The organism is Pseudomonas sp. B5(2017), assembly GCF_002112825.1.
GTDB classification, from domain to species: Bacteria; Pseudomonadota; Gammaproteobacteria; order Pseudomonadales; family Pseudomonadaceae; genus Aquipseudomonas; species Aquipseudomonas putida_Z.
Map to the genome: position 1 here is coordinate 109,159 of NZ_NEIR01000001.1, position 24,390 is coordinate 133,548.

The following is a 24,390-nucleotide window of genomic DNA, read 5'->3' on the forward strand; positions in this document are numbered from 1 at the left end:
GCGAAAGGGAACAAGGCATTTGCCGAAGAAGGGTAGCCAGTGCCCGGTTTGCCTGTCTCACGCCGAACAGGCAGCCACTGTCGCGTTTCGGACATTCCGGGCCTGACGCCCTGAATTCGCAAGCGGTCCGCGTACCCTGTGGGAGCGGGTTTACCCGCGAAGAATCCAACGCGGTGCATGGCACCGGCTGCGCCGGTGTTCGCGGCTAAAGCCGCTCCCACAGGGTCCCTGCTAATACCTGGCCGCCCTCGGATTCATCGTTCGTGCCGCGCCACCCAGCGCAGCAATGCTGCAATCGGTACGCTGCGATGAGCCTCGTGCCGGTAGGGCTTGCCTTCGGCGGTAAAGCGTTCGCGATAGCGGCTCAGCACCAGGCTCCGGCCATCGGCCGAAACACGGGCCTCCAGTTCATGCAGCAACAGCGGTTGCCGGGCAGCGCCTTCCAGGCGCCTGAACAGCAGCATGGCGGCTTGGGCATCATTCTTCACGGGCACCCCCTGCACAATCCACTGGCCACGCCCCCGGCTCGCCGGCCTTGCCTTCTGCCACCCGGTTGCTGCGCCGCTGCGCGGTGTAGTCACGCAGCGCAACGTAGTAGTCAGGCCAGGTGCGCAGCAGGTCGGTCAATGGCAGTGCTTCGGCCCGTGCATCGACGATGCCGCCGGCCGTGGCTACGTTGCCCATGGTTTCTACGGTATCGCTGTTGCCGCCAAACGGGTCCAGTGCCAGGCCCAGCAGCGTGCCGGTGGCATCGCGCAGGTTGTGGGTGCCCAGCAGCGGCAGCTCGACAATGGGGCCAGCGGCGATGTTCCACACCCCGAAGGTCTGGCCAAAGTCCGAGCGGTGCTGGCTCAGCCCCATCTTGCCAGACACGTCGACCAGCCCCGCCACACCCAGGGTGGTGTTGAAGATGAAGCGGGAGAGGCTGGTCATCGCCCGTTCGCCATTGCCCTGCAGCAGGTCGTTGACGAACACCTTGGGCTCACCGAAGTTGCTGGCAAAGTTGTGCATGCCCTGTTGGGCAAAACCGGGCAGCGCGGTGTAGCCCCGGGCGACGGGGGCCAGCAGATAGTCATCGACCGTGCGGTTGAAGGCGAAAACGGCGCGGTTGGCGGGCTCGGCCGGGTCACTGACCTGATAGGCGACATTGCCGCAGGCCGCCGTGGCCGGTGCACGTTGGCTGCAGCCTCCCGCTGCAAGCAACGACAAGGCCAGCGCGGCGGAGCGCGCTGAACGGGAGGCGGATGATGAACGGGACATAGATACATTCCTGGCAAGAACTGGCGGCGATGCTGCGCAGTTTTCTTTGCCTGGGGATGTCCGGATTGTCTCGGCGTCGACACTTTGTTTCCGGGTTGAAATATATGACGGCTGCGTGGGGATGGCCTTAAAGTACGGCTTGGTAACCTTGTTTTGCGGTGCTTTTTTGTGAGCCATTTGCTGATAGTCGACGATGATGTCGAGGTGCTCGACCTGCTGCAGAAGTTTCTCTGCCAGCATGGCTACGAGGTTGATGTGGCCAGGGATGGCAAGGCGCTGTGGCAGGCCGTCGAGCGGCGGGTGCCGGACCTGGTCATTCTGGATGTGATGCTGCCTGGTGACAGTGGCCTGGTGTTGTGCCAGCGCTTGCTGGCCGAGCACAAGGTGGCAGTGATCATGCTCACCGCCATGGGCGAGTTGAGTGACCGGGTGGTTGGCCTGGAGCTGGGGGCAGACGACTACCTGACCAAGCCGTTCGCCGCCCGTGAACTGCTGGCCCGGGTGAGGGCAGTGCTGCGCCGTGCCGGCGAAGCGGCCGGGGGCGCGGCGGGCCATGCCTGCGCGACCCTGGAGTTTGCCGGCTGGCGGCTGGATGTGGTGCGGCGCGAGCTGCGTTCGCCGGACAACGTCATGATCCCCTTGTCCAACGGTGAGTTCGAGCTGCTGCTGGTGTTCGCCGAGCATCCGCGGCGGGTGCTCAGCCGCCAGCAGTTGCTGGACATGGCTCGTGGCGATGCTTACGACGCCTATGACCGCAGCATCGACGTCCAGGTGAGCCGGCTGCGCCGCAAGCTTGAAACCGACAACGGCAACGAGCCCTTGATCCGTACCCTGCGCAATGCCGGTTATCTGTTCACGCCCACGGTCGCGAAGCGATGAAGCTGCTGGCCAGGGTTCGCCAGGCCCTGCCACGGCCCAGGATCACCATTGCCCGCTGGATCGCACTGACCACCCTGACGGCGATGCTGTTCCTGCTGCTGCTCAAGGGGCTGTTCAGCCTGTTGCTGAGCGTCTGGGCGCAGCCACCGCTGCTGGAGAGCGGGGTGATCGAGAAGGTTGCAGCGGTCACCCGCATCCTCGATGCCGCGCCCATGGCGCAGCGTGCCAACATCGCCAGTGCGGCGGGCGACGGCTCATATTCCGTGCGCTGGCTGCGCCGCCATGACGAAGCGGGCGTGCCAGTGCTGGTCGATGCCGAGTTCAGCGAGGGCACGCCTATCCTGCGCGCACTGCTAAAGCGCCCGGATGCCAGGGTGGAGGCTTTCGAACCGTCCGATATGCCGGAGTACGCACCTGAACGTGGTTATGCGCTGATGATCGAGCTGAGCGACAAGTCCTGGGTGCTGTTCCGTGCCACCAGCCGTAGCTGGGGCCTGGATGAACTGCCGCGCAACCTGATCATCCTCGGCCTGATGCTGGTTTCCAGCCTTGCCGTCGCGCTGCTGGCCACGCGCTACCTGGCCAAGCCGCTGGAACGCTTTGCCGAAGGTGCGCGGCGTTTTGGCAAGGACTTCAACGCCCCGCCCATTCCGGTGGTCGGCCCGCACGACCTGCGCCAGGCCATTCTCGCGTTCAATGCCACCCAGGCGCAGCTCAAGCATTTTCTCAACGACCGCACCCAGATGCTTGCGGCCATTTCCCATGACTTGCGTGCGCCGCTGACGCGCATGCGCTTGCGCGCCGAGTTCATCGACGATGCCCAGCTACAGGCCAAGTTGTTCAAGGACGTCGACGAGATGCAGGCGATGGTCGATGCGGCGTTGGAGTTCTTCCGTGATGACGCACGGCTGGAACAGACGACCGTATTCGACCTGGGCGAGCTGCTGCTGACCGTGGTGGACGACTTCAAGGACGCGGGGGTCGAGGTCGGCCTCAGCGGGCCGCGCCGCTGTGTGTACACGGGGCGGCCCGTGGGTATCAAGCGCGTGCTGGTCAACTTGATCGACAATGCAGCGAAATACGGCTGTGAGCCAACGGTGGTGCTGGCGGTAAGCGCCAGGCAGATCGAGATTACCGTGCTGGATCGCGGGCCGGGCATCGCGCCGGAGCTGCATGAGCAGGTATTCGCGCCGTTCTACCGTATCGAAGGTTCACGCAACCGCAATACCGGTGGCGTGGGGTTGGGCCTGCCCGCAGCACGGGCCATCGTGCTGGAGCAGGGGGGCAGCGTGACCCTGGGCAACCGCCCGGGTGGCGGGCTGGAAGTCAGGGTCATGCTGCCGCAGGGCTGATCAGAGCCCCAGTTCGCTGAGCCCGGGGTGATCATCCGGGCGCCGGCCCAACGGCCAGCGGAACTTGCGCTCGGCTTCGCTGATAGGGTGCTCGTTGATGCTCGAATGACGGTTCTGCATCAGCCCGTCCTCGGCAAACTCCCAGTTCTCGTTGCCATAGGCGCGGTACCACTGGCCGCTGTCGTCGTGGTACTCGTAGGCATAGCGCACGGCAATGCGGTTGCCGGTGAAGGCCCACAGCTCCTTGATCAGGCGGTACTCCAGTTCATGGTTCCATTTACGCGTCAGGAACGCCTCGACCTCGGCACGGCCGCGGGGGAACTCGGCGCGGTTACGCCAGACGGTGTCGATGGTATAGGCAAGCGCGACCTTGGCCGGGTCGCGGCCGTTCCAGCCATCCTCGGCCAGGCGGACCTTTTCGATGGCGCTTTCGCGGGTGAAGGGCGGCAGGGGTGGGCGGGACATCGGGGTACTCCTCAGTTCGATTGGCTGGTAGGAGAGTAGTAGCCGCTGGCCGAACAGAGAATGGGTGTGCCTGGCACATCATAATTGCAGTGCGTGGAACAATGCCGAGGTGCCATACCAGGCGCGGTCCACGTGTAGGAGCGGCCTTGTGTCGCGACAGGGCTGCGTAGCAGCCCCAATAGCTCCAGAGTTGACGCAAGCACCTTGGGGCCGCCTTGCGGCCCATCGCGACACAAGGCCGCTCCTACAGGGGGGGCTCTGTCAGGCTGCGTCGGCTGCGGTTTTCCCGGCAGCCTTGCTACGCCCGCCCAGCCACACCAGCAGCAGCCCGGCAGCCGCCAGCACGCCACCTGCCATCGGCACTGCCGCATAGCCCAGGTCCAGGCTGATCACCGCACCACCCAGCGCCGCGCCCACGGCATTGCCCAGGTTGAACGCGCCGACGTTGATCGACGAGGCCAGCCCCGGTGCTTCGATGGCGGCGATCATCACCCGCATCTGTAGCGGCGGTACCACGGCGAAGGTGAACATGCCCCACACCAGCAAGGCGATGGCGGCGCCGATGTGGCTGCCGAGCACCAGCGGCATCAGCAGCATGATCACTGCCAGTGCCGCGAGGAAGATCCGCGCCGCCCCATCCAGCGACCAGTCGGCCAGGCGGCCACCCAGGCTGTTGCCCAGGGTGAAGCCCACACCGATCAGCACCAGGCCGAGGGTGACGAAGCTGTCCGAGGCGCCGGTCAGTTCGGCCAGTACCGGTGCCACGTAGGTGTACAAGGTGAACATGGCGCCGGCACCGAGCACGGTGGTGGCCATTGCCAGCAGCACGCTGGGGCGGGCGATGACCGCCAGCTCCTTGCGCACGTGCGGCACGCTGCCGCGTTCACCCTTGGGCAGGGCATACCACAGCGCGGCCATGGCCAGCAGGCCCAGCACGGCGGTACCGGCAAAGGCCATGCGCCAGCCGACCTGCTGGCCAATCCAGGTGGCGGCCGGCACGCCGCCGATGTTGGCGATGGTCAGGCCCATGAACATGGTGGCCACGGCACTGGCCTGTTTCTCCTTGGGCACCACGCTGGCAGCCACTACCGCGCCAAGGCCGAAGAACGCGCCGTGGTTGAGGCTGGTGACCAGGCGCGAGGCGAGCAGGGTGTAGTAGTCCGGTGACAGCGACGACAGCAGGTTGCCGAGGGTGAAGATGGCCATCAGCGCCATCAGCGCGGCGCGCTTGCCGAAACGGCTGAACAGCAGGGTCATGATCGGCGCACCGACCATCACCCCGATGGCATAGGCGGTAATCAGCATGCCAGCGCTGGGGATGCTGACATCGACACCTTGGGCGATCACCGGCAGCAGGCCCATCGGGGTGAACTCGGTGGTGCCGATGCCGAAGGCGCCGATGGCCAGGGCAAACAGGACGCGCCCGGCTTTCATTGCGCGTGTTCCTGTCATGGTGTGGCCTCCGTCAGTTGGGTTTTTGTCTCATGGAATTGTGGCAATACGTATTCGGCGATTTCGCGCAGGGTTTCGTCCAGCGGCCGCACGTTGCGCCGCAGGTGCAGGCCGATATGGTCGACGCCCGCCGCACGCAGGGCGCCGAGCTCGGTCGCCAGCGCCTTGCGGCCGCCGCGGAAACCGAAGCGCCAGCGTTGCAGCGGTTCGTCGGGGTTGTCCGCCAGGTCCAGGTGGATGAAGCTGCTGTAAGGCTTGTTGCCCGCCACCGCGCGCCAGGCGGCGACCCGCTGCCGGTGGTCGTCCGCTGTGCCGGGGTAGGCAAGGCAGCCGTCCAGGTTGCTGCCGATCCATGCCGGGCTCTGCTGGGCCAGGCCGGCTACCAGCAACGGTAGCGGCGAAGCGGTGCTGGGTAGTACGGCCAGCCCTTCGGGCAGGTGGCCGTTGGCACCATCACGCAGCAGCGCGACCTGTTCGCGGAAGGTGTTGCCACGCCCCTCGAAATCCCGACCGAACAGTGGGTACTCCACTGGCCGGTCACCACTGGCCACGCCCAGCAGCAGGCGGTTGCCACTGAGGCGCTGCACGCTGTTGGCCGATTTCAGGGTCAGCAGCGGTTCGCGAATCGGCAGCACCACGGCAGCCGTGCCAAGCAGGATGTCGCGGGTTACCCCGGCCAGGTAGCCGAGGTAGGCAAACACCTCGAACACCTGGGCGGCGTCGCCGAACGACGGGTCGTACAGCGGCACATCGCGGACCCACAGGGCGCGGTAGCCCAGGCGGTCGGCCAGTTGTGCCAGTTCTGTGTGGCGGGCCAGGTCCGGCTCGCCGAACTGGCGGCCATCGCGGCGCCGCGCCTGGTCGCCGGCGGGCGTCCAGTCGTGGTCCAGCGGTGCTTCCAGGCCGATGCTGAAGCCGCCAGCGGTCAGGCGTTCGAGAGGCGTGGTCATGGTATCAATCCCAGATTGGCGCCAGGCCGTCAGGGCTGACTTCGCGGCCATTGCGCTCGAGCTTGGCGATGCGTGCCATGTCGTCGGCGTCCAGCTTCAGGTCACGGGCGAGCAGGTTGCTGGCCAGGTTTTCGCGCTTGGTCGACGACGGGATCACCGCGTAGCCCAGCTGCAGGGCCCAGGCCAGGGCAACCTGGGCGACGGTGGCCTTGTGCTTGGCGGCGATGTCGGCCAGAACCGAGTCCTTCAGGACTTTGCCGTAGGCCAGGGTCATGTACGAGGTGACGGTGATGCCTTGCTCCTTGAGGAACGCGGTCAGCTTGCTGTTCTGCAGGTACGGGCTGAGTTCGATCTGGTTGGTGGCGATTTCGCCTTTGCCGACCACTTCGATGGCCTGGCGGGTCAGTTCGATGTTGAAGTTGGACACACCGATCTGGCGGGTCAGGCCCAGCTTCTTGGCTTCGGCCAGGGCGCTCATGTACTCGCGCAGCTCAACGCCGTTGCCTGGGGCAGGCCAGTGGATCAGCAGCAGGTCGACGTAGTCGGTGCGCAGTTTCTGCAGGCTGTCGCGCAGGCTCGGGATCAGCTTGTCGGCGGCGTAGTTTTCGACCCAGATCTTGGTGGTGATGAACAGCTCGTCGCGCTTGACGCCGCTTTCGGCGATGGCCTGGCCGACGTCGGCTTCGTTCTGGTAGATCTGCGCGGTGTCGATGACCCGGTAGCCCAGTTCCAGGGCCGACTTGACCGAATCGATGACGGCCTGGCCGGTGAGGCGGAAGGTGCCGAGGCCGAAGGATGGAATGCTCATGGATCTGCTCCTGGTGAGTGAGGGGTGAGCCGAATCGAGCCTGGTCGCTCGGGTTCGATCGCTCTTCGTGTGGGGAGCAGTGTGCGGCTTTGAGGGGGATTGATTAAGGTGGGGCGGGGCCAAGGTCATTTGACCGGGAGGCAAGAATAGGTCGCTGTGCCTTGACTGTTGCTGAGGGAATGCAGGGTAAACCTGTACCGGCCTCTTCGCGGGTGAACCCGCTCCCACAGGGGCCGCGCCGCACTCAAGAAGGGTGCAGTACCTGTGGGAGCGGGTTCACCCGCGAAGAGGCCAGTACAGAAAAACGAAACGGCCCGCCATAGAGGCGGGCCGTCTGGCATTGCAAGGTGACGATCAGCGGCGGCGGAACAGCGGCAGCGGCTCGTCGGTGGCGGCCTGGTAGGTCACCGAGAAGTCCTTCAGGCTTTGCAACGCGTCTTCCGGGTCCTTGTCGGCACGGATGGCGAACGCGTCAAAACCGCAACGGGCCATGAAGAACAGCTGGTCGCGCAGCACGTCGCCAATGGCGCGCAGTTCGCCCTTGAACTTGTAGCGGTCACGCAGCAGGCGCGCATTGGAGTAGTTGCGCCCGTCGGTGAACGCCGGGAAGTTCAGTGCGATGACCTGGAAGTGCTGCACGTCCTCGCCGATTTCTTCCGCTTGCTCGTCGCTGTCCAGCCACACGCCCAGGCCGCCGTCGCGGGCCTTGAGTACGTGGGCATGGTCGCGCCACATCTGCAGCGGGACGATGTAGTCGTCGCAGTTGGTCAGCTCGTCAAAGGACGTTTCCTTGGGCAGCAGATGCCAGGTTTCGTCGACGATCTGGTTGTTCTTAATGATTCGCTGCATAGACGCGTTCCTTGAAGGGGTCGATGCCGATACGCTGGTAGGTGTCGATGAAACGCTCTTCCTCGGTACGTTGCTCGACGTACACGGCGATCAGCTTCTCGATCACATCGGCCATATCATCCTGTGCGAAGGACGGGCCGAGGATCTTGCCCAGGCTCGCGCCACGCGCGGCATTGCCGCCCAGCGACACCTGGTAGAACTCCTCGCCCTTCTTGTCCACGCCGAGGATGCCGATGTGGCCCACGTGGTGGTGGCCGCAGGCGTTCATGCAGCCGGAGATGTTCAGGTCGATCTCGCCGATGTCGAACAGGTAGTCCAGGTCGTCGAAGCGGCGCTGGATGGATTCGGCGATCGGGATCGACTTGGCGTTGGCCAGCGAGCAGTAGTCACCACCCGGGCAGCAGATGATGTCGGTCAGCAGGCCGATGTTCGGGGTGGCGAAGCCGCTTTCGCGCAGTTCCAGCCACAGGGCGTGCAGTTGGCGCTGCTCGACGTCGGCGAGGATGATGTTCTGCTCGTGCGAGGTGCGCAGGAAGCCGAAGCTGTAGCGCTCGGCCAGGTCGGCCACGGCGTCCAGCTGCTTGTCGGTCAGGTCGCCCGGGGCAACGCCGGTGGGCTTCAGCGAAAGGGTCACGGCCACGTAGCCAGGGCGCTTGTGGGCGCGGGTGTTGCGCGAGCGCCAGCGGGCGAAGCCTGGGTACTCGGCGTCCTGGGCGGCGTAGTCGAAGTTGTCCAGGGCCAGGTAGGCCGGGTCAACGAAGTGGCGCGATACACGCTGCACTTCGGCTTCGGTCAGCGTGGTGCTGCCGCCGCGCAGGTGGACCATTTCGGCCTCGACCTTCTCGGCGAACACTTCCGGGGTAAGGGCCTTGACCAGGATCTTGATCCGCGCCTTGTACTTGTTGTCACGACGACCGTAACGGTTGTACACGCGCAGGATGGCGTCGAGGTAGCTGATCAGGTCCTGCCACGGCAGGAACTCGTTGATGAACGAGCCCACCACCGGGGTACGGCCCAGGCCGCCACCGACCAGCACACGGAAGCCCAGCTCGCCAGCGGCATTGCGCACCGGCTCCAGGCCGATGTCGTGCACTTCGATGGCGGCGCGGTCTTCCTGCGAGCCGTTGATGGCAATCTTGAACTTGCGCGGCAGGTAGGCGAATTCCGGGTGGAAGGTGGTCCACTGGCGGACGATTTCGCACCACGGGCGCGGGTCGACGATTTCGTCTGCGGCTACACCGGCGAACTGGTCGGTGGTGGTGTTGCGCAGGCAGTTGCCGCTGGTCTGGATCGCGTGCATCTGCACGGTGGCCAGTTCGGCGAGGATGTCCGGGATGTCTTCCAGTGCCGGCCAGTTGTACTGCACGTTCTGGCGGGTGGAGATGTGGGCGTAGCCCTTGTCGTAGTCGCGGGCGATCCTGGCCAGGGTGCGGACCTGGGTGGCGTTCAGCTGGCCGTACGGCACGGCGACGCGCAGCATCGGTGCGAAACGTTGGATGTAAAGGCCGTTCTGCAGGCGCAGAGGGCGGAATTCTTCTTCGCTCAGCTCACCGGCCAGATAGCGGCGGGTCTGATCACGGAACTGCTTGACGCGGTCCTCGATGATCCGCTGATCGTACTCGTCGTATACGTACATAAAAGTCCTGTCTCAGGCATGCAGCTATTCGCGCGCACGGCCGCGCACTCCGCTTCGGAGCCGGGGAACGATAGCAGGTTGCGTTTATGCGCTAAAGTGATGTTTTTGCATATGAAAAGAACCAAATGGACTATGTGAGACTGACTGCCATTTGTGCGTTGGGCGTGGCCTGGCGTTTATAATCCGATGTTTGCTTCGCAGGGATGTCAGCCCATGCTCAAGGCATTGTGCCAAAGCTTGTGTCTTGCCTTGCCGCTGGCGGCGAGCGCGCAGCCGGCTTCGGTGGTTTTCCTCAATCCGGGGCTGTCTACCGAGACGTTCTGGACCAGTTATACGCGCTTCATGCAGGCCGCCGCAGACGAGCTGGGCATGACCCTGCGCGTGGAGTACAGCGAACGCCGCGCCGACCTGGCGCTGACCCAGGCCAGGGCGATCCTGGGCGGGGCGCAGCGCCCGGATTACCTGGTACTGGTCAACGAGCAGTACGTGGCGCCGGAGATCATCCGCCTGTCGCGCGGCAGCGGGGTCAAGCTGTTCCTGGTCAACAACGGCCTGACTGCCAGCCAGGCCCGCAGCATCGAGGCCCAGCCCGACAAGTATGCCGAGCTGCTGGGCACCTTGACGGCCAACGACGAGCAGGCGGGCTTCCAGATGTTGCACCAGATGGTCGCGCAATTGCCCCGTGACAGCGGGCCGGTGGACCTGCTGGCGTTTGCCGGGGTCAAGACCACCCCGGCCTCGCAACTGCGCGAGGAAGGCATGCGCCGGGCCCTGGCCGACTTCCCCCAGGTGCGCCTGCGCCAGGTGGTATATGGCGGCTGGAGCCGCCAGCGCGCTTACGAGCAGGCGCAGCAACTGCTGGAGCGCTACCCGGCCACCCGCCTGGTGTGGTCGGCCAACGACGAAATGGCCTTTGGTGCCATGCAGGCGTTCGAGGAGGCGGGGCGCAAGCCAGGGCGCGATGTGCTGTTCAGCGCCATCAACAGCTCGCCAGAGGCCCTGCACGCACGTATCGACGGGCGCCTGAGCGTGCTGATGGGCGGGCATTTCACCCTCGGCGGCTGGGCGATGGTGATGCTGCACGATGATGCCCAGGGGCTGGCAGTGAACCGTGACGGCCTGCGCGAGCATCGCGTGCCGGTGTTGCAGCCGATCGACCAGGCCAAGGCAACCCGTTGGCTGAAACTGCTGGAGCGGCCCGACTACGGCATCGATTTCCAGCATTACAGTGCCGAAGGGCGGCCGCCCGACTACCAGTACCCGTTTCTGACATCACCGATCAATTATTGAAAGACCCTGCTTGAGGGAAGGGCATTGCTCGTCTTAACTGCTGGTGGTGAAGTGCATTCCCATAACCACTACAAGAGGCAATGCAATGGGAAACTCAACCAAGGTCCGCAAAGCTGACAGCAGCGTCGATGCCTGGGCGATCCTCTGCCTGATCGTTCTGGTGGTGGTCACTGCCGTGTATTGGGTCAGCCACCAGTAGACTTGTATTCAAGACCGTGATGCAGCCAGAGCGCCTGCGGGAGGGAGTCCCGCAGGCGTTTTTGCTAGCGCGCAAGGTGCAGGGCCAACTGCACCAGGCCGATCAGCACGGCAATGAACACCAGGGTGAACAGCGTCCCCAGCGCAATGAAATGGCTGGCCTTGCCGTGTGTGAAGTCGCGGGCGCGGTTCTTGCCGCTTTGCACGCCGAAGGCGGCAGCGAGGATGCTGTGCAGCATCTGCCAGAAGGTAGGGGGCTTGCCCTGGCTGGAATCGTCCATGGTGGCTCCTGAGGAAATCAGAGGCAATCAGGGACAGTGTAGGTGGCTATTGGGGCTGCTGTGCAGCCCATCGCGACACAAGGCCGCTCCTACAAGGGATTGCATTCTCCTGTAGGAGCGGCCTTGTGTCGCGATGGGCCGCAAAGCGGCCCCAAGGGTCTTAGCTGTCGTAACCCAGGTTAGGCGCCAACCAGCGCTCGCTGACACTCACATCCTGGCCCTTGCGCGCGCTGTAGCGCTCGATCTGGTCCTTGTCGACCTTGCCCACGGCAAAGTACTGCGCCTGCGGGTGGGCAAAGTACCAGCCGCTGACCGCCGCCGCCGGGAACATCGCGAAGTGGTCGGTGAGGAACACGCCGCTCGGCCCGGTCTCGCCGATGGCAGTGCCGTCAAGCAGGCGGAACAGGGTTTCCTTCTCGGTGTGGTCCGGGCAGGCCGGGTAGCCGGGGGCCGGGCGAATGCCGCGGTACTGCTCCTTGATCAGCGCCTCGTTGTCCAGGTGTTCGTCGCGGGCATAACCCCAGTGCTCTTTACGCACCTGCTCGTGCAGCCATTCGGCACAGGCCTCGGCCAGGCGGTCGGCCAGGGCCTTGACCATGATCGAGCTGTAGTCGTCGCCCTTGTTCTGGTAGGCCTTGGCCACTTCCTCGGCACCGATGCCGGCGGTGGTGATGAAACCGCCCACGTAGTCGGTAACGCCACTGGCCTTCGGCGCGACGAAGTCGGCCAGCGACCAGTTGGGCTTGCCGTCCGGCTTGATGGTCTGCTGGCGCAGGTGGTGCAGGGTAGCCAGGGCCTGGCCGTCCTCGCCGTACACCTCGATATCGTCATCGGCCACCTGGTTGGCCGGCCAGAAGCCGAACACCGCGCGGGCGCTGATGAGCTTTTCGTCGATCAGCTTGTCGAGCATCTCGCGGGCATCCTTGTACAGCGCCGTGGCCGCCTCGCCGACCACTTCGTCGGTGAGGATGCGCGGGAACTTGCCGGCCAGGTCCCAGGAAATGAAGAACGGGGTCCAGTCGATGTACTCGGCCAGGGTGCGCAGGTCGATGTCTTCCAGCACCTTGACGCCGGTGAAGGAGGGCACCGCTGGCTGGTAGCCAGCCCAGTCGTACTGCGGCTTGGCGGCGATAGCCTGGGCATAGCTCAGGCGCTCGGTGCGGGCACTGCGGTTGGCGGTGCGCTCGCGTACTTCTTCGTATTCCTGGCGGGTCTTCTCGACGAAGCCGGCTTTCAGCTCCTTGGACAGCAACTGGGTGGCAACGCCCACCGCACGCGAGGCGTCGGTGACGTAGACCACGGCGTCGTTGCTGTACTTGGGCTCGATCTTGACCGCGGTGTGCGCCTTGGAGGTGGTGGCGCCGCCGATCATCAGCGGCAACTGGAAGCCCTGGCGCTGCATTTCGCGGGCAACGTGGACCATCTCGTCCAGCGACGGCGTGATCAGGCCGGACAGGCCGATGATGTCGCACTTCTCGTCGCGGGCGGTTTGCAGGATCTTCTCGGCCGGCACCATCACGCCGAGGTCGACGATGTCATAGCCGTTGCAGCCCAGCACCACGCCGACGATGTTCTTGCCGATGTCGTGCACGTCGCCTTTTACCGTGGCCATCAGGATCTTGCCCTTGGCTTCCGGCTTGTCGCCTTTCTCGGCTTCGATGAAGGGGATCAGGTGTGCTACCGCCTGTTTCATCACGCGGGCCGACTTGACTACTTGGGGCAGGAACATCTTGCCCGCGCCGAACAGGTCGCCGACCACGTTCATGCCATTCATCAGCGGGCCTTCGATCACTTCGATCGGGCGTGCGCACTGCTGGCGGCATTCCTCGGTGTCTTCGACGATGAACGCGGTGATGCCCTTGACCAGCGCGTGCTCCAGGCGTTTTTCCACCGGCAGCGAGCGCCACTCTTCGTTTTCCACTTCCTTGGTTGCGCCGCCGCCCTTGTAGTCGTCGGCGATGGCCAGCAGTGCGTCGGTGCCATGCGGGGTACGGTTGAGCACCACGTCCTCGACCTTTTCACGCAGGGCAGCCGGGATCTCGTCATAGATCTCCAGCTGGCCGGCGTTGACGATACCCATGGTCAGGCCGTTCTGGATCGCGTGGTACAGGAACACCGAGTGGATGGCTTCACGCACCGGGTTGTTGCCACGGAACGAGAACGACACGTTGGACACACCGCCCGAACTCAGGGCGTGCGGCAGGTGGTCGCGGATGTAGGCACAGGCCTCGATGAAATCGACGGCGTAGTTGTTGTGCTCTTCGATGCCGGTGGCGACGGCGAAGATGTTCGGGTCGAAGATGATGTCTTCCGGCGGGAAGCCCACTTCATTGACCAGGATGTCGTAGCTGCGCTGGCAGATTTCCTTCTTGCGCGCGGCAGTGTCGGCCTGGCCGACTTCGTCGAAGGCCATCACCACCACGGCAGCGCCATAGCGCTTGCACAGGCGGGCGTGGTGCTTGAACTGCTCGACGCCTTCCTTCATGGAAATGGAGTTGACGATGCCCTTGCCCTGGATGCACTTGAGGCCCGCTTCGATCACTTCCCACTTGGACGAGTCGATCATGATCGGCACGCGCGAGATGTCCGGCTCGCCGGCGATCAGGTTGAGGAAGCGGACCATGGCGGCCTGGGAGTCGAGCATCCCTTCGTCCATGTTGATGTCGATCACCTGGGCGCCGGCCTCGACCTGCTGCAGGGCGACTTCCAGGGCTTCGGTGTAGTTCTCTTCACGGATCAGCCGGGCGAACTTGGCGGAGCCGGTGATGTTGGTGCGCTCGCCGACGTTGACGAACAGCGACTGGCGGTCGATGGTGAACGGCTCCAGGCCCGACAGGCGGCAGGCCTTGGCAATTTCCGGAATCTCGCGCGGCTTGTACTTGGCCACGGCCTCGGCGATGGCCTGGATGTGGCCAGGGGTGGTGCCGCAGCAGCCGCCGATGATGTTGAGGAAGCCGCTGGCGGCGAACTCCTCGACCACCACGGCCATTTCCGCCGGGGTTTCGTCGTATTCACCGAAGGCGTTCGGCAGGCCGGCGTTGGGGTGGGCCGAGACATGGGTGTCGGCCTTGGTCGCCAGCTCTTCCAGGTACGGGCGCAGGTCCTTGGCGCCGAGGGCGCAGTTCAGGCCCACGGAAATCGGCTTGGCGTGGCGTACCGAGTTCCAGAACGCTTCGGTGGTCTGGCCCGACAGGGTACGGCCCGAGGCGTCGGTGATGGTGCCGGAGATCATGATCGGCAGTTCGATGCCGTCTTCCTCGAACACCTGCTGCACGGCGAAGATCGCCGCCTTGGCGTTGAGGGTGTCGAAGATGGTCTCGATCAGCAGCAGGTCGGCGCCGCCCTCGATCAGGCCGCGGGTGGCCTCGATGTAGTTCGTTACCAGCTCGTCGAAGGTGACGTTGCGGTAGCCGGGGTCGTTGACGTCCGGGGAAATCGAGCAGGTGCGGCTGGTAGGGCCGAGCACGCCGGCGACGAAGCGCGGCTTGTGCGGGGTTTCCAGGGTCTTGGCATCGGCCACCTGGCGGGCGATGCGCGCGCCCTCGACGTTCAGCTCGTAGACCAGCGACTCCATGCCGTAGTCGGCCTGGGAAATCTGCGTGGCGTTGAAGGTGTTGGTTTCGAGGATATCGGCGCCGGCATCCAGGTAGGCCTTTTCGATGGCGGCGATCACATCCGGGCGGCTGAGCAGCAACAGGTCGTTGTTACCCTTGACATCGCTTGGCCAATCGGCGAAACGCGTGCCACGATAGTCGTGTTCCTCGAGCCGGTAGCTTTGGATCATAGTACCCATGCCGCCGTCGAGGATCAGGATGCGCTCTTTGAGTGCGTTCTGGAGTGCTTGGAGACGAGCGCTGCGGTCGGACATAGGAACTACCTGGTCGGGCAAATTTCAGAAGGTGCAGAATCATAACAAAGCTGCGCGGTTTTTAGGCGCATCGCCCATTTGCATGAAAATGGCTCATGTTGGGCGGGCGTCGGCGAAGCAGGGCACCCAAGGACGACCAGGCAACAAATCGTGATGGCTTTCAATACCCAGGACTTTCCGCACATGGTGCATCGTATTCTTGCCGGCGTTTTCGCCCTGCTCATCAGCAGTGTGGCGTTCGGGCAAGCCCCCCAGTCGAGCCCGGCTATTTCCTACACCCGGGACATTCAACCGATCTTCACCGAGAAATGCGTGGCCTGCCACGCCTGCAACGACGCCGCCTGCCAGCTGAAGCTGGAAAGCCCCGAAGGTGCGGTGCGCGGCGCCACCAAGGTTCCGGTGTACCAGGGCGAGCGCAGCAAGGCAGTGCCCACCACGCGGCTGTTCTACGACGCCCACAGCGAGGGCGAGTGGCGCAAGAAGGGCTTCTACTCGGTGCTCGACAACCAGGGCAGCCAGGCTGCGCTGATGGCGCGCATGCTCGAGCTGGGGCACAAGACCCCGCTCACGCCCAACGCCAAGCTGCCCGAGGAAATCGTCCTGGGCCTGAACCGCAACAACATGTGCCCGTTGCCGCATGAGTTCGATGCCTATGCCGGCGCCCACCCCAAGGAAGGCATGCCACTGGCGGTGACCGGCCTGACCGACAAGGAATACGACACCATGCGCCGCTGGCTGGCCGCCGGTGCGCCGGTCGAGTACCAGCCGATCAAGCCAAGTGCGGCCGAAGCCAAGCAGATTGCCGACTGGGAAGAGCTGCTCAACCGCCCGGGCTCCACCGAGGCGCTGGTCGGCCGCTGGCTGTACGAGCACCTGTTCCTGGCGCACATCTATTTCGTTGGTGGCGAGCAGGGCCACTTCTTCCAGTGGGTACGTTCGCGTACACCGAGCGGCCAGCCGGTCGACCTGATCGCCACGCGCCGCCCCAACGACCCGCCGGGCACCGACTTCTACTACCGGTTGATCCCGGTGCAGGGCGTGATCGTGCACAAGACGCACATCACCTACCCGATGGGGCCGCAGAAGCTCAAGCGGGTCAAGCAACTGTTCTACGCCGGCGACTGGCATGCCACCGCGCTGCCAGGCTACGGCCCGCGCCACCGGGCCAACCCGTTCGAAACCTTCGAAGCGATCCCGGCCGTGGCGCGCTACCAGTTCATGCTGGATAACGCCGAGTACTTCGTGCGCACCTTCATCCGTGGCCCGGTATGCCGTGGGCAGATCGCCACCGACGTGATCCGCGACAACTTCTGGGCGTTGTTCCAGGAGCCGGCCCACGACCGCTACATCACCGATGCCAAGTACCGTGGCGAGGCCACGCCGCTGCTGGCCATGCCTGGGCAGATCGATGACGTGGGCAGCGTGCTGAGCCTGTGGCACGCCTACCGTGACAAGCGCAACGAGTACGAAAAACTGCGCCGCGAAGCCTATGCCGACATGCCGGCACCAGGCTGGGCGACGCTGTGGGCCGGTAACGACAACGCGTTGCTGAGCATTTTCCGCCACTTCGACAGCGCCTCGGTGACCAAAGGCCTGATCGGTGATGTGCCGCTGACCGTGTGGCTGTTCGACTACCCGTTGTTCGAGCGCACCTATTACCAGCTGGCGGTCAACTTCGATGTGTTCGGCAACGTCTCGCACCAGTTGCAGACGCGCCTGTACTTCGACCTGATCCGCAACGGCGCCGAGGTCAACTTCCTGCGCCTGATGCCGGCCGACCAGCGCAAGGCGATCCTCGGCGACTGGTACCAGAACAGCGGCAAGGTGAAGATGTGGATGGATTATGAAGACATCGACACCGACACCCCGAGCGGCATCCAGCTCGACCCGCGCAACCCCAAGCGCGACTTCGGCCTGAAGCTGTTGCAGCGTACCGGCAGCCTGAATGCCGCGCCTGACCCGATCAACCGCTGCCAGGGCGCATTCTGCTCGCGGCCGCAGGTGAGCGAAGAGTTCCGCAATGCCGAGCAGTCGCTCAGCCGCCTGGTGTCGCGCCCGGCTGCCGGGTTGAAGGTGATCAACCAGCTGCCCGAAGCGACCATGCTGCGCATCGAAGGGCAGGGCGGCCAGCGCCAGGTGTACAGCCTGCTGCGCAATCGCGCGCACAGCAACGTGGCGTTCCTGCTGGGCGAGGCTTACCGCTACCAGCCGGGGCTGGATACCCTGACGCTGTACCCGGGCGTGCTCAGCAGCTACCCCAACTTCATCTTCAACATCCCGACCAAGGATGTGCCGGAGTTCGTCGAGGACATGGAGTATGCGAAAGATGACCCGGCCAGGTTCGAGCGCATCGTCATGCGTTGGGGTGTGCGTCGCAGTCACCCAGAGTTCTGGCGCTATTTCCATGACCTGAACAGCTTCATCAAGGAGACCGAACCGGTCGAGGCGGGCGTGCTGGACATGAACCGCTACGAGAACCTCTGATCGGTTGGGCTGACCTTTCCGATTACCCTGCGGTCGGACTTGCTGGGTGGTCCGGATCGATTGCAAGGGGCTGCTTTGCAGCCCTTCGCGGGTAAACCCGCTCCCACAGGTATGGCACCGCTCTCGAGGTCAGCGCTAACCCTGTGGGAGCGGGTTTACCCGCGAACGAGCGCGTAGCGCTCGCCCCTGCATTCGAGCCTAGGCCTCAATGCACCGGCAATCGCAGGGTACTCCATGCTGTATTCGCTTCAAGCACTGCGGGCGTTCGCCGCCTGGGTGGTGGTCTGCCACCATTTCATGCAGATCTTCTTCGACTTCCAAGCCTCCGGCCCCATCGGCCAACTGCTCACCGACCGCGGCGCCGCAGGCGTCGACATCTTCTTCGTCATCAGCGGGCTGGTCATCTACCTGTCGACTTGCGACAAGGCCATCGAGCCTCGCCAGTTCCTGCTCAACCGGGCGCTGCGTATCGTCCCGGCCTACTGGTTCTACACGGCGCTGATGGCAACCCTGCTGCTGGCCTTCAGCCAATGGATGCCGCACCAGGCATTCAGCTGGCACCATCTGCTGCTGTCGCTGCTGTTCATTCCGGCGGAAAACCCCGGTGGCTACGGCTTGTACCCGACCCTGAACGTGGGCTGGACGCTGAACTTCGAGATGTTCTTCTACCTGCTGTTCGGCCTGGCCTTCCTGGTGCGCCAGCGTCATCACCAGTTGCTGGTCACCGCCGCGCTGCTGCTGGCCAGCGAGATACTGGGCCGACTGGGCGTGCTCAGCCGCTTCTACAGCAACGACATCATCTACGAATTCCTGCTCGGCATCGGCTTGGGCGTGCTGCACCGTCGCGGGCTGATCCACCAGGGCCGCTGGCTGCCGTTGGCATTGCTGGCGGTTGCAAGCCTTGCCATCTACCACCTGGACGCTTCCCGGCGCTTGCTGCACTGGGGCGTGCCGAGCGCAATGATCGTGCTGGCCTTCGTCGCCCTGGAGCCGGTGTTCCGCGGCAACCGGCTGCTCAAGGCGCTGGGTGACTGTTCGTATTCGGTGTACCTGGTCCATGTGCTGGTGCTGTACGCAGGCTGGTTCGCCAGCCAGCGCCTGCAGTTGAACCCGTACCTGGTGTTCGCCCTGTGCGTGCCGTCCATTGGACTAATGTCGTGGTTCAGCTACCAGTGGCTGGAGCGCGGCCTGTACCGGCGCATGCAGGCCTGGCTGGCGGCGCCACGGGGGCAGGCCCCTGAATATGCGCTTTCCCGAGTCAAATACTAGGACTTTGTTCGAAGGCCGGGTTGGCGTACACTTGGCCGCAAGTCTGTGAGGAACCTACATGAGCGCTATAACCATTACCGACGCCGCCCATGACTACCTGGCCGATCTGCTCTCCAAGCAGAACACGCCTGGCATCGGCATTCGCATTTTCATCACCCAGCCGGGCACCCAGTACGCCGAAACCTGCATCGCCTACTGCAAGCCGGGCGAAGAGAAGCCTGACGACACCGCCGTGGGCCTGAAGAGCTTCACCGCTTACCTGGACGCGGTCAGCGTGCCGTTCCTGGAAGACGCACTGGTCGACTATGCCACCGACCGCATGGGTGGCCAGCTGACCATCAAGGCGCCGAACGCCAAGGTGCCGATGGTCAACGAAGACAGCCCGATCAACGAGCGCATCAACTACTACCTGCAGACCGAGATCAACCCCGGCCTGGCCAGCCACGGCGGCCAGGTGAGCCTGGTGGATGTGGTCGACGACGGCATCGCCGTGCTGCAGTTCGGTGGTGGTTGCCAGGGTTGTGGCCAGGCCGACGTGACCCTGAAGGAAGGCATCGAGCGTACCCTGCTCGAGCGTATTCCCGAGCTGAAGGGCGTGCGTGACGTGACTGACCACAGCCAGAAAGAGAACGCCTACTACTGAGGCTGACGCGCTCTGTCGTGTGTAGGAGCGGCCTTGCGTCGCGAAAGGGCTGCGGAGCAGCCCCGGGATATTGGCGGCGAAGCTGGTATTGCCGGGGCCGCCTCGCGGCCCTTTCGCGACACAAGGCCGCTCCTGCAGGGATCGCGTTGAACCCACTTCCTTAGCAACAAAGTGTTACCGTTTCAACCCCTGCGACAACAGGCCGCAGCCCGTATTCAAAGGGCTGCAGCCGATCCTTGCCTTCGTCGGGTAGAACCCCTCGGGGTGTCGTGCCAGAATGCCCCGGTTTTTCGACCGGCCCGTCCCGAGGGCCGGCACCTTCCCTGTAAAGGATGGTTTCATGAATGATCTATATACCCGGCGCGCAGTTGTCGCCGGGATGGGCGTTCTCGGGCTTGGCCTGCTCGCAGGCTGCAGCCCGGCCCGGGGGCTCGAGTTCAAGTACGGCAAGAACATGAGCAACGAAATCCTTGGGCGCAAGTTCAGCCTCAAGGACACCCAAGGCAATGTGCGCACCCTGTCGAGCTTCTACGGCAGCATGCCGATGATCTTCTTCGGCTTCACCCAGTGCCCGGCCGTGTGCCCGACCACCCTGGCGCGCGCTGCGCAAATCCGCAAGCTGCTGCGCGGTCGCGATCGCGACCTGTTCCAGGTTGTGTTGATTACCCTGGACCCGGAGCGCGACACCCCCGAAGTGCTCGACGCCTACGTGAAGGCGTTCGACCCGTCGTTCACCGCGCTGACCGGCACCCCCGAGGAAATCGCCGCGGTGGCCAAAGAGTTCAAGGTGTTCTACGAGAAAGTCCCGGCGGGTGATACCTATACCGTCTCTCACTCGTCCACCAGCTACGTCTACGATACGCGTGGCACCCTGCGCCTGAGCCTGGGCCATTCCCTGACCGCCCAGGAATGCGCCGAAGACCTGGTCACCCTGATGGAGATCTGCTGAATGTCGATGCAACCGATCAAGCACGGCCTGGCTGCCCTGGTCCTGATGGGCCTGGCGCTGCCGGCCCTGGCCCAGACCACCGTGAGCGACGCCTGGGTGCGGGCGACCGTGCCGCACCAGCAGTCCACCGGTGCCTTCATGACCCTGACCGCCAGCAGCGACAGCAAGCTGGTGGGCGTGGCTTCGCCTGTGGCCAAGACCGTGCAGGTGCACGAGATGACCATGAACGGCGATGTGATGGGCATGCGTGAGGTCCAGGCGGTCGAGCTGCCGGCCGGCAAGGCCGTAACCCTCGACCCGAACAGCCTGCATGTGATGCTGATGGGCCTGAACAACCAGGTGAAGGAAGGCGAGAAAGTGCCGCTGACCCTGACCATCGAAGATGCCAAGGGGGCCAAGGAAACCCTGGACGTACAGGCCGAAGTGCGTGCGCTCAACGCCGAGGCGGGCGGTGGGCATGATCACATGCACATGAAGCACTGATCAGGCTGAACCCTTTGGGGGGCGCTTTGCGCCCCATCGCGACACAAGGCCGCTCCCACAGGAGAACGCGCATCCCCTGTGGGAGCGGCCTTGTGTCGCGATGGGCTGCCAGGCAGCCCCGGTTCAATCAGCTGCGAAACTTGGGCAGCGGCCTGTCGAGGGTCAGCGAGGTCAAGGTCTTGCGGACCTGGGCCTCATCGGCCTCCAGGGCCTTGAGACTTGCGCGGATCTTGCCGGCGGCGGGCACGTCGCCCTGCCGGTCGATCCAGTCGGCTATCTCCTTGCAGGCACTGCTCAGGCAGGCCTGGCGCTGGTTCATCAGCGACAGGAGGGTAGTGAGCTCTCTTTCGGACATGGCAGGATCCTCCATTCAGCCTTGTCAGTGTAGCAGTGGCTGGCCGGCCTGCCTGAGGCCGGCTGTCGCAGCTCAGCCTTGCAGGCAGGCGCTGCGATAAGCCCCTGGCGTTACCCCATAGGCCTGCTTGAACTGCCGGCTCAAATGGCTCTGGTCGGCAAAGCCCAGGTCGAACGCCACCTCCGAGGCAGCCCAGCCACGCTTTAGCATTTCCCGCGCACGGGCCAGGCGCCGCTGCTTCAACCAGGCATGTGGCGGCAGGCCGGTGGCCTGGCGGAACACCCGGGCGAAATGGAATGGTGACAAGTTGACCGCCGCCGCCAGGGCCTCGAGCGAGGGCGGGTCGGCCAGTTGGCTTTCCAGCAGCTCACGGGCGCGGGCCACTGCCAGCGGTTCGTGGCCAGGGGCGGCAGGTTCGGCGCATTGCCCGTGCCGTTGCACCAGGGCCAGCACCGCCTGGCGCCAGGCGGTCTGCTGCTGCAGGGCGCTGGCGCCGGCTTCGGACAGCTGGTGCAACTGGCTGAAGGCAAGCGCCAGGGCCGGGTCGTGGATCACGCTGTCCTTGAAGCTGGGCATGCCGTGGCGGCCCAGTTCCAGTTCGTCGAGCACCCCGGTTACCCGTTCATGTTCCGGGTAGAACCCTCGGTAGCGCCAGCCCGCTTCGTGGGCGGTGGCCCCGGTGTGCAGCTCGTCGGGATTGATCAGCACCATGCTGCCGACCGGCGCCAGGTGCTCGCTGCCGCGATGCCAGAAGCGCTGGGCGCCTGACTCGATCACGGTGAACACATAGCCTTCATGCACATGCGGTGCGAAGCGCTGCTGGAAATAGCGCGCGTGCAGCATCTCGACGTCGCCCAGTGCCGGCGCCTGCCAGAGGTGTGTCTGCTCGCGCAGGGGCGTGCTCATGCCAGCCAGCTGCGCAGGAGGAAGAAGATCAACATGCTCACCAGCATGCTCAGCAACACGCTGCGGGTCAACAGCACCAGGGCGATGGCCACCAGCGAACCCAGCAGGTAGGGGTTGAGCAGGCTCAGGTTCAACAGGTGCTCGGGCATGAAGATGATCGGGCCGCAGATTGCGGTGAGCATGCCCGGCACGGCAAAACCGAGGAACTGCCGGGCGTTGGAGCTCAGGCGCAAGGGCAGGCGCGGCTCCAGGAACGCATAGCGGTTGAGGAACACGATGGCGCCCATGGCAAGAATCAGGACCCAGGTCATGCGCGGGCTCCGGCGAATTTCTGGCAGACGAAACCGGCGCTCATGCCCAGCAGGCCTGCGGCCACCAGGGCGGTTTCCCAGTGCCAGTAGCTGAACAGCACCGAACAGAACAGCGACACCGCCACGCACACCAGCGTGGCCAGGTTGCGCACCAGCGGCGCGATCAGGGCGACGAAGGTGGCGACAATGGAAAAGTCCAGGCCGAGCTGGTCCAGGTGCGGAATGTTCTGCCCCAGCAGGATGCCGGCCAGGGTGAACAGGTTCCAGGCGACGTAGAAGGTCAGGCCCACGCCCAGGGCGTACCAGCGGTTGAACTGCTGCTGGTCGTACTGGCTGGTCAGGGCGAAGAACTCGTCGGTGAGCAGGAAGCCCAGGCCCAGCCGCCAGCGCAGCGGCTGGCTGGACAGCACCGGGCGCATCGTCAGGCCATACAGCAGGTGCTGCGAGGTCAGCAGCAGGGTGGTCAGCAGGATCGACGCCAGGTTGGCGCCGCCCTTGAGCATGCCGATCGCCACCAGTTGCGCGGCACCGGCGAAGACGATGGCCGACAGCCCTTGCCCCTCCCAGGCGCTGAGGTTGGCCTCGATGGCCATGGAGCCGGCCAGCAGGCCCCAGGGGGCGACGGCCAGGGACAACGGGAGAATGGCGATGGCGCCGTGGAGAAAGGCTTGGCGGGCGATGTGGGGCATGGTGGCTGCAGTGCGTGTACGTTGGCAGGCCAGCATGCCAGACGGGGCGGGGGATGGCTTGAACGATCTTGCTATGCCTGGCACGGTCCCTTGTAGGAGCGGCCTTGTGTCGCGATGGGGCGCGCAGCGGCCCCAGGATTTCAGCTTCGCCGCAGATATTGCCGGGGCCGCTGCGCGCCCCATCGCGACACAAGGCCGCTCCTACACGGGAGCCGTGTCCGTGTTAAGGACGGCTGGTCAGGTGCTGCTGCGCTGTCACGCAGCCGTTGGTGTCCACGGCCTTCTGCAGCAGGCTCTGGCGGTGCTGCGGGTCGAGGTCGCCGAGCAGGCGGTATACCTCGGCCTGGTAGTCACGCTGGCGCCCCCACTGCATTTCCAGGCCTTGTGGCCGGTTGCGGTTGCAGGCCAGGCGCGTGGCCGGTTGCGGGTAGTAGGGGGCATATACGGTGGCCATGTTGGGGATGGCCTCCAGCGCAGTACGGTACTCGCTGCTGACGTTATAGGGCGGGCACCAGGTGGCGATGGCCGGCGCCGGCGCGGCAAAGCCCTGTCTGAGGCTGGCTTCGAGCAGCGGGCAGGCGGCATCCGGGATTTGCGCGGCGGGCAGGTAGGTCATGTAGTACAGCGCCAGGCGGTACTGTGCGACCGGGTGGCCCAGCTCCACGGACTTTTTCAGCAAGGCGACGGCTGTCGGCAGGGTGTGGGCCATGGCCTGGCCCTGGCGGCTGAGCTCCGGGTCGCCGCCGATGGCCGTGCGCAGCGTGCTGGCGCCGTCGTCCTGGCTGTCGGCCTGCTCCAGCAGGGGCAAGGCCTGGCGGTAGAGCAGGTCGGCATGAGGGTCGATGCGCACTTCCAGCGCGTGCGCGGCCAGCGGCATCAGGGCGATCAACAGTGGGGGCAAGCGAAGCATGCGGCTCACAGGCAAGCCCCATGGGGTGCCAGGTACTGATGGATGGCTTCGATGTTCATGGCGGTCAAGCGTGCGCCTCGGGCAGATCGGAACGACGGCCTAT

General features: G+C 64.7%; 23 protein-coding genes. 8 read left to right on the top strand and 15 right to left on the bottom strand.

From position 1 onward, the window contains the following. Positions 1–254 precede the first annotated feature (254 nt). Positions 255–464, bottom strand: coding sequence for a hypothetical protein (locus CAG00_RS00550; protein WP_075044630.1), 210 nt, complete (start codon positions 462–464; stop codon positions 255–257). Positions 465–477: 13 nt separating this feature from the next. After that, on the bottom strand, positions 478–1,260 hold the full coding sequence (locus tag CAG00_RS00555) for a VacJ family lipoprotein (RefSeq protein ID WP_025338472.1): 783 nt from the start codon (positions 1,258–1,260) through the stop codon (positions 478–480). 168 nt (positions 1,261–1,428) lie between these two features. Between CAG00_RS00555 and CAG00_RS00560 the strand changes: the two genes are divergently transcribed. Both CAG00_RS00560 and CAG00_RS00565 read left to right on the top strand, forming a co-directional pair. Then, positions 1,429–2,139, top strand: a complete 711-nt coding sequence (locus tag CAG00_RS00560) for a response regulator (protein ID WP_085663171.1) — start codon at positions 1,429–1,431, stop codon at positions 2,137–2,139. Then, complete coding sequence (locus tag CAG00_RS00565) at positions 2,136–3,491, top strand: ATP-binding protein (RefSeq protein ID WP_085592955.1); 1,356 nt, start codon at positions 2,136–2,138, stop codon at positions 3,489–3,491. Before CAG00_RS00560 ends, CAG00_RS00565 begins: the two co-directional genes overlap by 4 nt. Here CAG00_RS00565 and CAG00_RS00570 read toward each other — a convergent pair whose 3' ends face one another. The 6 genes from CAG00_RS00570 to CAG00_RS00595 all read right to left on the bottom strand — a co-directional run bounded on the left by CAG00_RS00570 (position 3,492) and on the right by CAG00_RS00595 (position 9,651). After that, positions 3,492–3,956: a nuclear transport factor 2 family protein gene (locus CAG00_RS00570; protein WP_025338475.1), complete on the bottom strand. Its 465-nt coding sequence runs from the start codon at positions 3,954–3,956 to the stop codon at positions 3,492–3,494. A gap of 261 nt (positions 3,957–4,217) precedes the next feature. Continuing rightward, positions 4,218–5,390 carry an MFS transporter gene (locus CAG00_RS00575; RefSeq protein WP_025338476.1) on the bottom strand — a complete coding sequence of 391 codons (1,173 nt, stop codon included), beginning with the start codon at positions 5,388–5,390 and terminating at the stop codon, positions 4,218–4,220. Positions 5,391–5,404: 14 nt separating this feature from the next. Further along, a complete protein-coding gene (locus CAG00_RS00580; protein WP_085663172.1) occupies positions 5,405–6,358 on the bottom strand; it encodes a TIGR03571 family LLM class oxidoreductase in 954 nt (317 codons plus the stop codon). 4 nt (positions 6,359–6,362) lie between these two features. Beyond that, complete coding sequence (dkgB, locus tag CAG00_RS00585) at positions 6,363–7,166, bottom strand: 2,5-didehydrogluconate reductase DkgB (protein WP_075044636.1); 804 nt, start codon at positions 7,164–7,166, stop codon at positions 6,363–6,365. Between the two features lie 354 nt (positions 7,167–7,520). Beyond that, positions 7,521–8,015, bottom strand: coding sequence for a DUF934 domain-containing protein (locus CAG00_RS00590; protein WP_075044637.1), 495 nt, complete (start codon positions 8,013–8,015; stop codon positions 7,521–7,523). Then, entirely contained in the window at positions 7,999–9,651 is a 1,653-nt protein-coding gene (locus CAG00_RS00595) for a nitrite/sulfite reductase (protein WP_085663173.1), read from the bottom strand. Before CAG00_RS00595 ends, CAG00_RS00590 begins: the two co-directional genes overlap by 17 nt. A 213-nt stretch (positions 9,652–9,864) precedes the next feature. On the opposite strand from CAG00_RS00595, the gene CAG00_RS00600 reads away from it, so the two are divergent. Further along, entirely contained in the window at positions 9,865–10,941 is a 1,077-nt protein-coding gene (locus CAG00_RS00600; RefSeq protein ID WP_085663174.1) for an ABC transporter substrate-binding protein, read from the top strand. Between the two features lie 263 nt (positions 10,942–11,204). On the opposite strand, the gene CAG00_RS00605 is transcribed toward CAG00_RS00600, so the two are convergent. Together CAG00_RS00605 and metH are read right to left on the bottom strand one after the other, a co-directional pair. Continuing rightward, the gene (locus CAG00_RS00605) at positions 11,205–11,420 is read right to left on the bottom strand and encodes a DUF2970 domain-containing protein (protein ID WP_003256398.1); all 216 of its coding nucleotides are present in this window, start codon (positions 11,418–11,420) and stop codon (positions 11,205–11,207) included. A 160-nt stretch (positions 11,421–11,580) separates the two neighbouring features. After that, the gene (gene metH / locus CAG00_RS00610) at positions 11,581–15,288 is read right to left on the bottom strand and encodes a methionine synthase (protein WP_085663175.1); all 3,708 of its coding nucleotides are present in this window, start codon (positions 15,286–15,288) and stop codon (positions 11,581–11,583) included. Between the two features lie 183 nt (positions 15,289–15,471). On the opposite strand from metH, the gene CAG00_RS00620 reads away from it, so the two are divergent. The 5 genes from CAG00_RS00620 (at position 15,472) to CAG00_RS00640 (ending at position 21,116) form a co-directional block, all read left to right on the top strand. After that, positions 15,472–17,772 (top strand): fatty acid cis/trans isomerase, encoded by a 2,301-nt coding sequence (locus CAG00_RS00620; protein ID WP_025338484.1) that lies wholly within the window; start codon positions 15,472–15,474, stop codon positions 17,770–17,772. A gap of 234 nt (positions 17,773–18,006) precedes the next feature. Continuing rightward, positions 18,007–19,041, top strand: a complete 1,035-nt coding sequence (locus CAG00_RS00625) for an acyltransferase (RefSeq protein ID WP_085663176.1) — start codon at positions 18,007–18,009, stop codon at positions 19,039–19,041. A 58-nt stretch (positions 19,042–19,099) separates the two neighbouring features. Then, a complete protein-coding gene (nfuA, locus tag CAG00_RS00630) occupies positions 19,100–19,684 on the top strand; it encodes a Fe-S biogenesis protein NfuA (RefSeq protein ID WP_003250416.1) in 585 nt (194 codons plus the stop codon). 340 nt (positions 19,685–20,024) lie between these two features. Further along, on the top strand, positions 20,025–20,633 hold the full coding sequence (locus tag CAG00_RS00635) for an SCO family protein (RefSeq protein WP_024086651.1): 609 nt from the start codon (positions 20,025–20,027) through the stop codon (positions 20,631–20,633). Continuing rightward, complete coding sequence (locus tag CAG00_RS00640) at positions 20,634–21,116, top strand: copper chaperone PCu(A)C (RefSeq protein WP_085663177.1); 483 nt, start codon at positions 20,634–20,636, stop codon at positions 21,114–21,116. Positions 21,117–21,243: 127 nt separating this feature from the next. Here the strand turns inward: CAG00_RS00640 and CAG00_RS00645 are convergent, their stop codons facing one another. The 5 genes from CAG00_RS00645 to CAG00_RS00665 form a co-directional block, all read right to left on the bottom strand. Further along, positions 21,244–21,471 (bottom strand): hypothetical protein, encoded by a 228-nt coding sequence (locus tag CAG00_RS00645; protein ID WP_003260451.1) that lies wholly within the window; start codon positions 21,469–21,471, stop codon positions 21,244–21,246. Positions 21,472–21,543: 72 nt separating this feature from the next. Next, positions 21,544–22,377 (bottom strand): AraC family transcriptional regulator, encoded by an 834-nt coding sequence (locus CAG00_RS00650; RefSeq protein ID WP_025338486.1) that lies wholly within the window; start codon positions 22,375–22,377, stop codon positions 21,544–21,546. Beyond that, the gene (locus CAG00_RS00655) at positions 22,374–22,688 is read right to left on the bottom strand and encodes an AzlD domain-containing protein (RefSeq protein ID WP_085663178.1); all 315 of its coding nucleotides are present in this window, start codon (positions 22,686–22,688) and stop codon (positions 22,374–22,376) included. The genes CAG00_RS00650 and CAG00_RS00655 overlap by 4 nt, the downstream gene beginning before the upstream one ends. Next, positions 22,685–23,377, bottom strand: a complete 693-nt coding sequence (locus CAG00_RS00660) for an AzlC family ABC transporter permease (protein ID WP_013971958.1) — start codon at positions 23,375–23,377, stop codon at positions 22,685–22,687. Before CAG00_RS00660 ends, CAG00_RS00655 begins: the two co-directional genes overlap by 4 nt. A 223-nt stretch (positions 23,378–23,600) precedes the next feature. Beyond that, the gene (locus CAG00_RS00665) at positions 23,601–24,296 is read right to left on the bottom strand and encodes a sel1 repeat family protein (RefSeq protein WP_075044645.1); all 696 of its coding nucleotides are present in this window, start codon (positions 24,294–24,296) and stop codon (positions 23,601–23,603) included. Positions 24,297–24,390: the final 94 nt, after the last annotated feature.

Coding starts and splice junctions, on each gene's coding strand:
- CAG00_RS00570 (WP_025338475.1), bottom strand. CDS start 3,956: ATGTCCCGCCCACCCCTGCCGCCCTTCACCCGCGAAAGCGCCATCGAA.
- CAG00_RS00550 (WP_075044630.1), bottom strand. CDS start 464: ATGCTGCTGTTCAGGCGCCTGGAAGGCGCTGCCCGGCAACCGCTGTTG.
- metH (WP_085663175.1), bottom strand. CDS start 15,288: ATGTCCGACCGCAGCGCTCGTCTCCAAGCACTCCAGAACGCACTCAAA.
- CAG00_RS00620 (WP_025338484.1), top strand. CDS start 15,472: ATGGTGCATCGTATTCTTGCCGGCGTTTTCGCCCTGCTCATCAGCAGT.
- CAG00_RS00645 (WP_003260451.1), bottom strand. CDS start 21,471: ATGTCCGAAAGAGAGCTCACTACCCTCCTGTCGCTGATGAACCAGCGC.
- CAG00_RS00650 (WP_025338486.1), bottom strand. CDS start 22,377: ATGAGCACGCCCCTGCGCGAGCAGACACACCTCTGGCAGGCGCCGGCA.
- CAG00_RS00655 (WP_085663178.1), bottom strand. CDS start 22,688: ATGACCTGGGTCCTGATTCTTGCCATGGGCGCCATCGTGTTCCTCAAC.
- CAG00_RS00605 (WP_003256398.1), bottom strand. CDS start 11,420: ATGGACGATTCCAGCCAGGGCAAGCCCCCTACCTTCTGGCAGATGCTG.
- CAG00_RS00660 (WP_013971958.1), bottom strand. CDS start 23,377: ATGCCCCACATCGCCCGCCAAGCCTTTCTCCACGGCGCCATCGCCATT.
- nfuA (WP_003250416.1), top strand. CDS start 19,100: ATGAGCGCTATAACCATTACCGACGCCGCCCATGACTACCTGGCCGAT.
- CAG00_RS00555 (WP_025338472.1), bottom strand. CDS start 1,260: ATGTCCCGTTCATCATCCGCCTCCCGTTCAGCGCGCTCCGCCGCGCTG.
- CAG00_RS00590 (WP_075044637.1), bottom strand. CDS start 8,015: ATGCAGCGAATCATTAAGAACAACCAGATCGTCGACGAAACCTGGCAT.
- CAG00_RS00580 (WP_085663172.1), bottom strand. CDS start 6,358: ATGACCACGCCTCTCGAACGCCTGACCGCTGGCGGCTTCAGCATCGGC.
- CAG00_RS00575 (WP_025338476.1), bottom strand. CDS start 5,390: ATGAAAGCCGGGCGCGTCCTGTTTGCCCTGGCCATCGGCGCCTTCGGC.
- CAG00_RS00595 (WP_085663173.1), bottom strand. CDS start 9,651: ATGTACGTATACGACGAGTACGATCAGCGGATCATCGAGGACCGCGTC.
- CAG00_RS00565 (WP_085592955.1), top strand. CDS start 2,136: ATGAAGCTGCTGGCCAGGGTTCGCCAGGCCCTGCCACGGCCCAGGATC.
- CAG00_RS00600 (WP_085663174.1), top strand. CDS start 9,865: ATGCTCAAGGCATTGTGCCAAAGCTTGTGTCTTGCCTTGCCGCTGGCG.
- dkgB (WP_075044636.1), bottom strand. CDS start 7,166: ATGAGCATTCCATCCTTCGGCCTCGGCACCTTCCGCCTCACCGGCCAG.
- CAG00_RS00625 (WP_085663176.1), top strand. CDS start 18,007: ATGCTGTATTCGCTTCAAGCACTGCGGGCGTTCGCCGCCTGGGTGGTG.
- CAG00_RS00635 (WP_024086651.1), top strand. CDS start 20,025: ATGAATGATCTATATACCCGGCGCGCAGTTGTCGCCGGGATGGGCGTT.
- CAG00_RS00640 (WP_085663177.1), top strand. CDS start 20,634: ATGTCGATGCAACCGATCAAGCACGGCCTGGCTGCCCTGGTCCTGATG.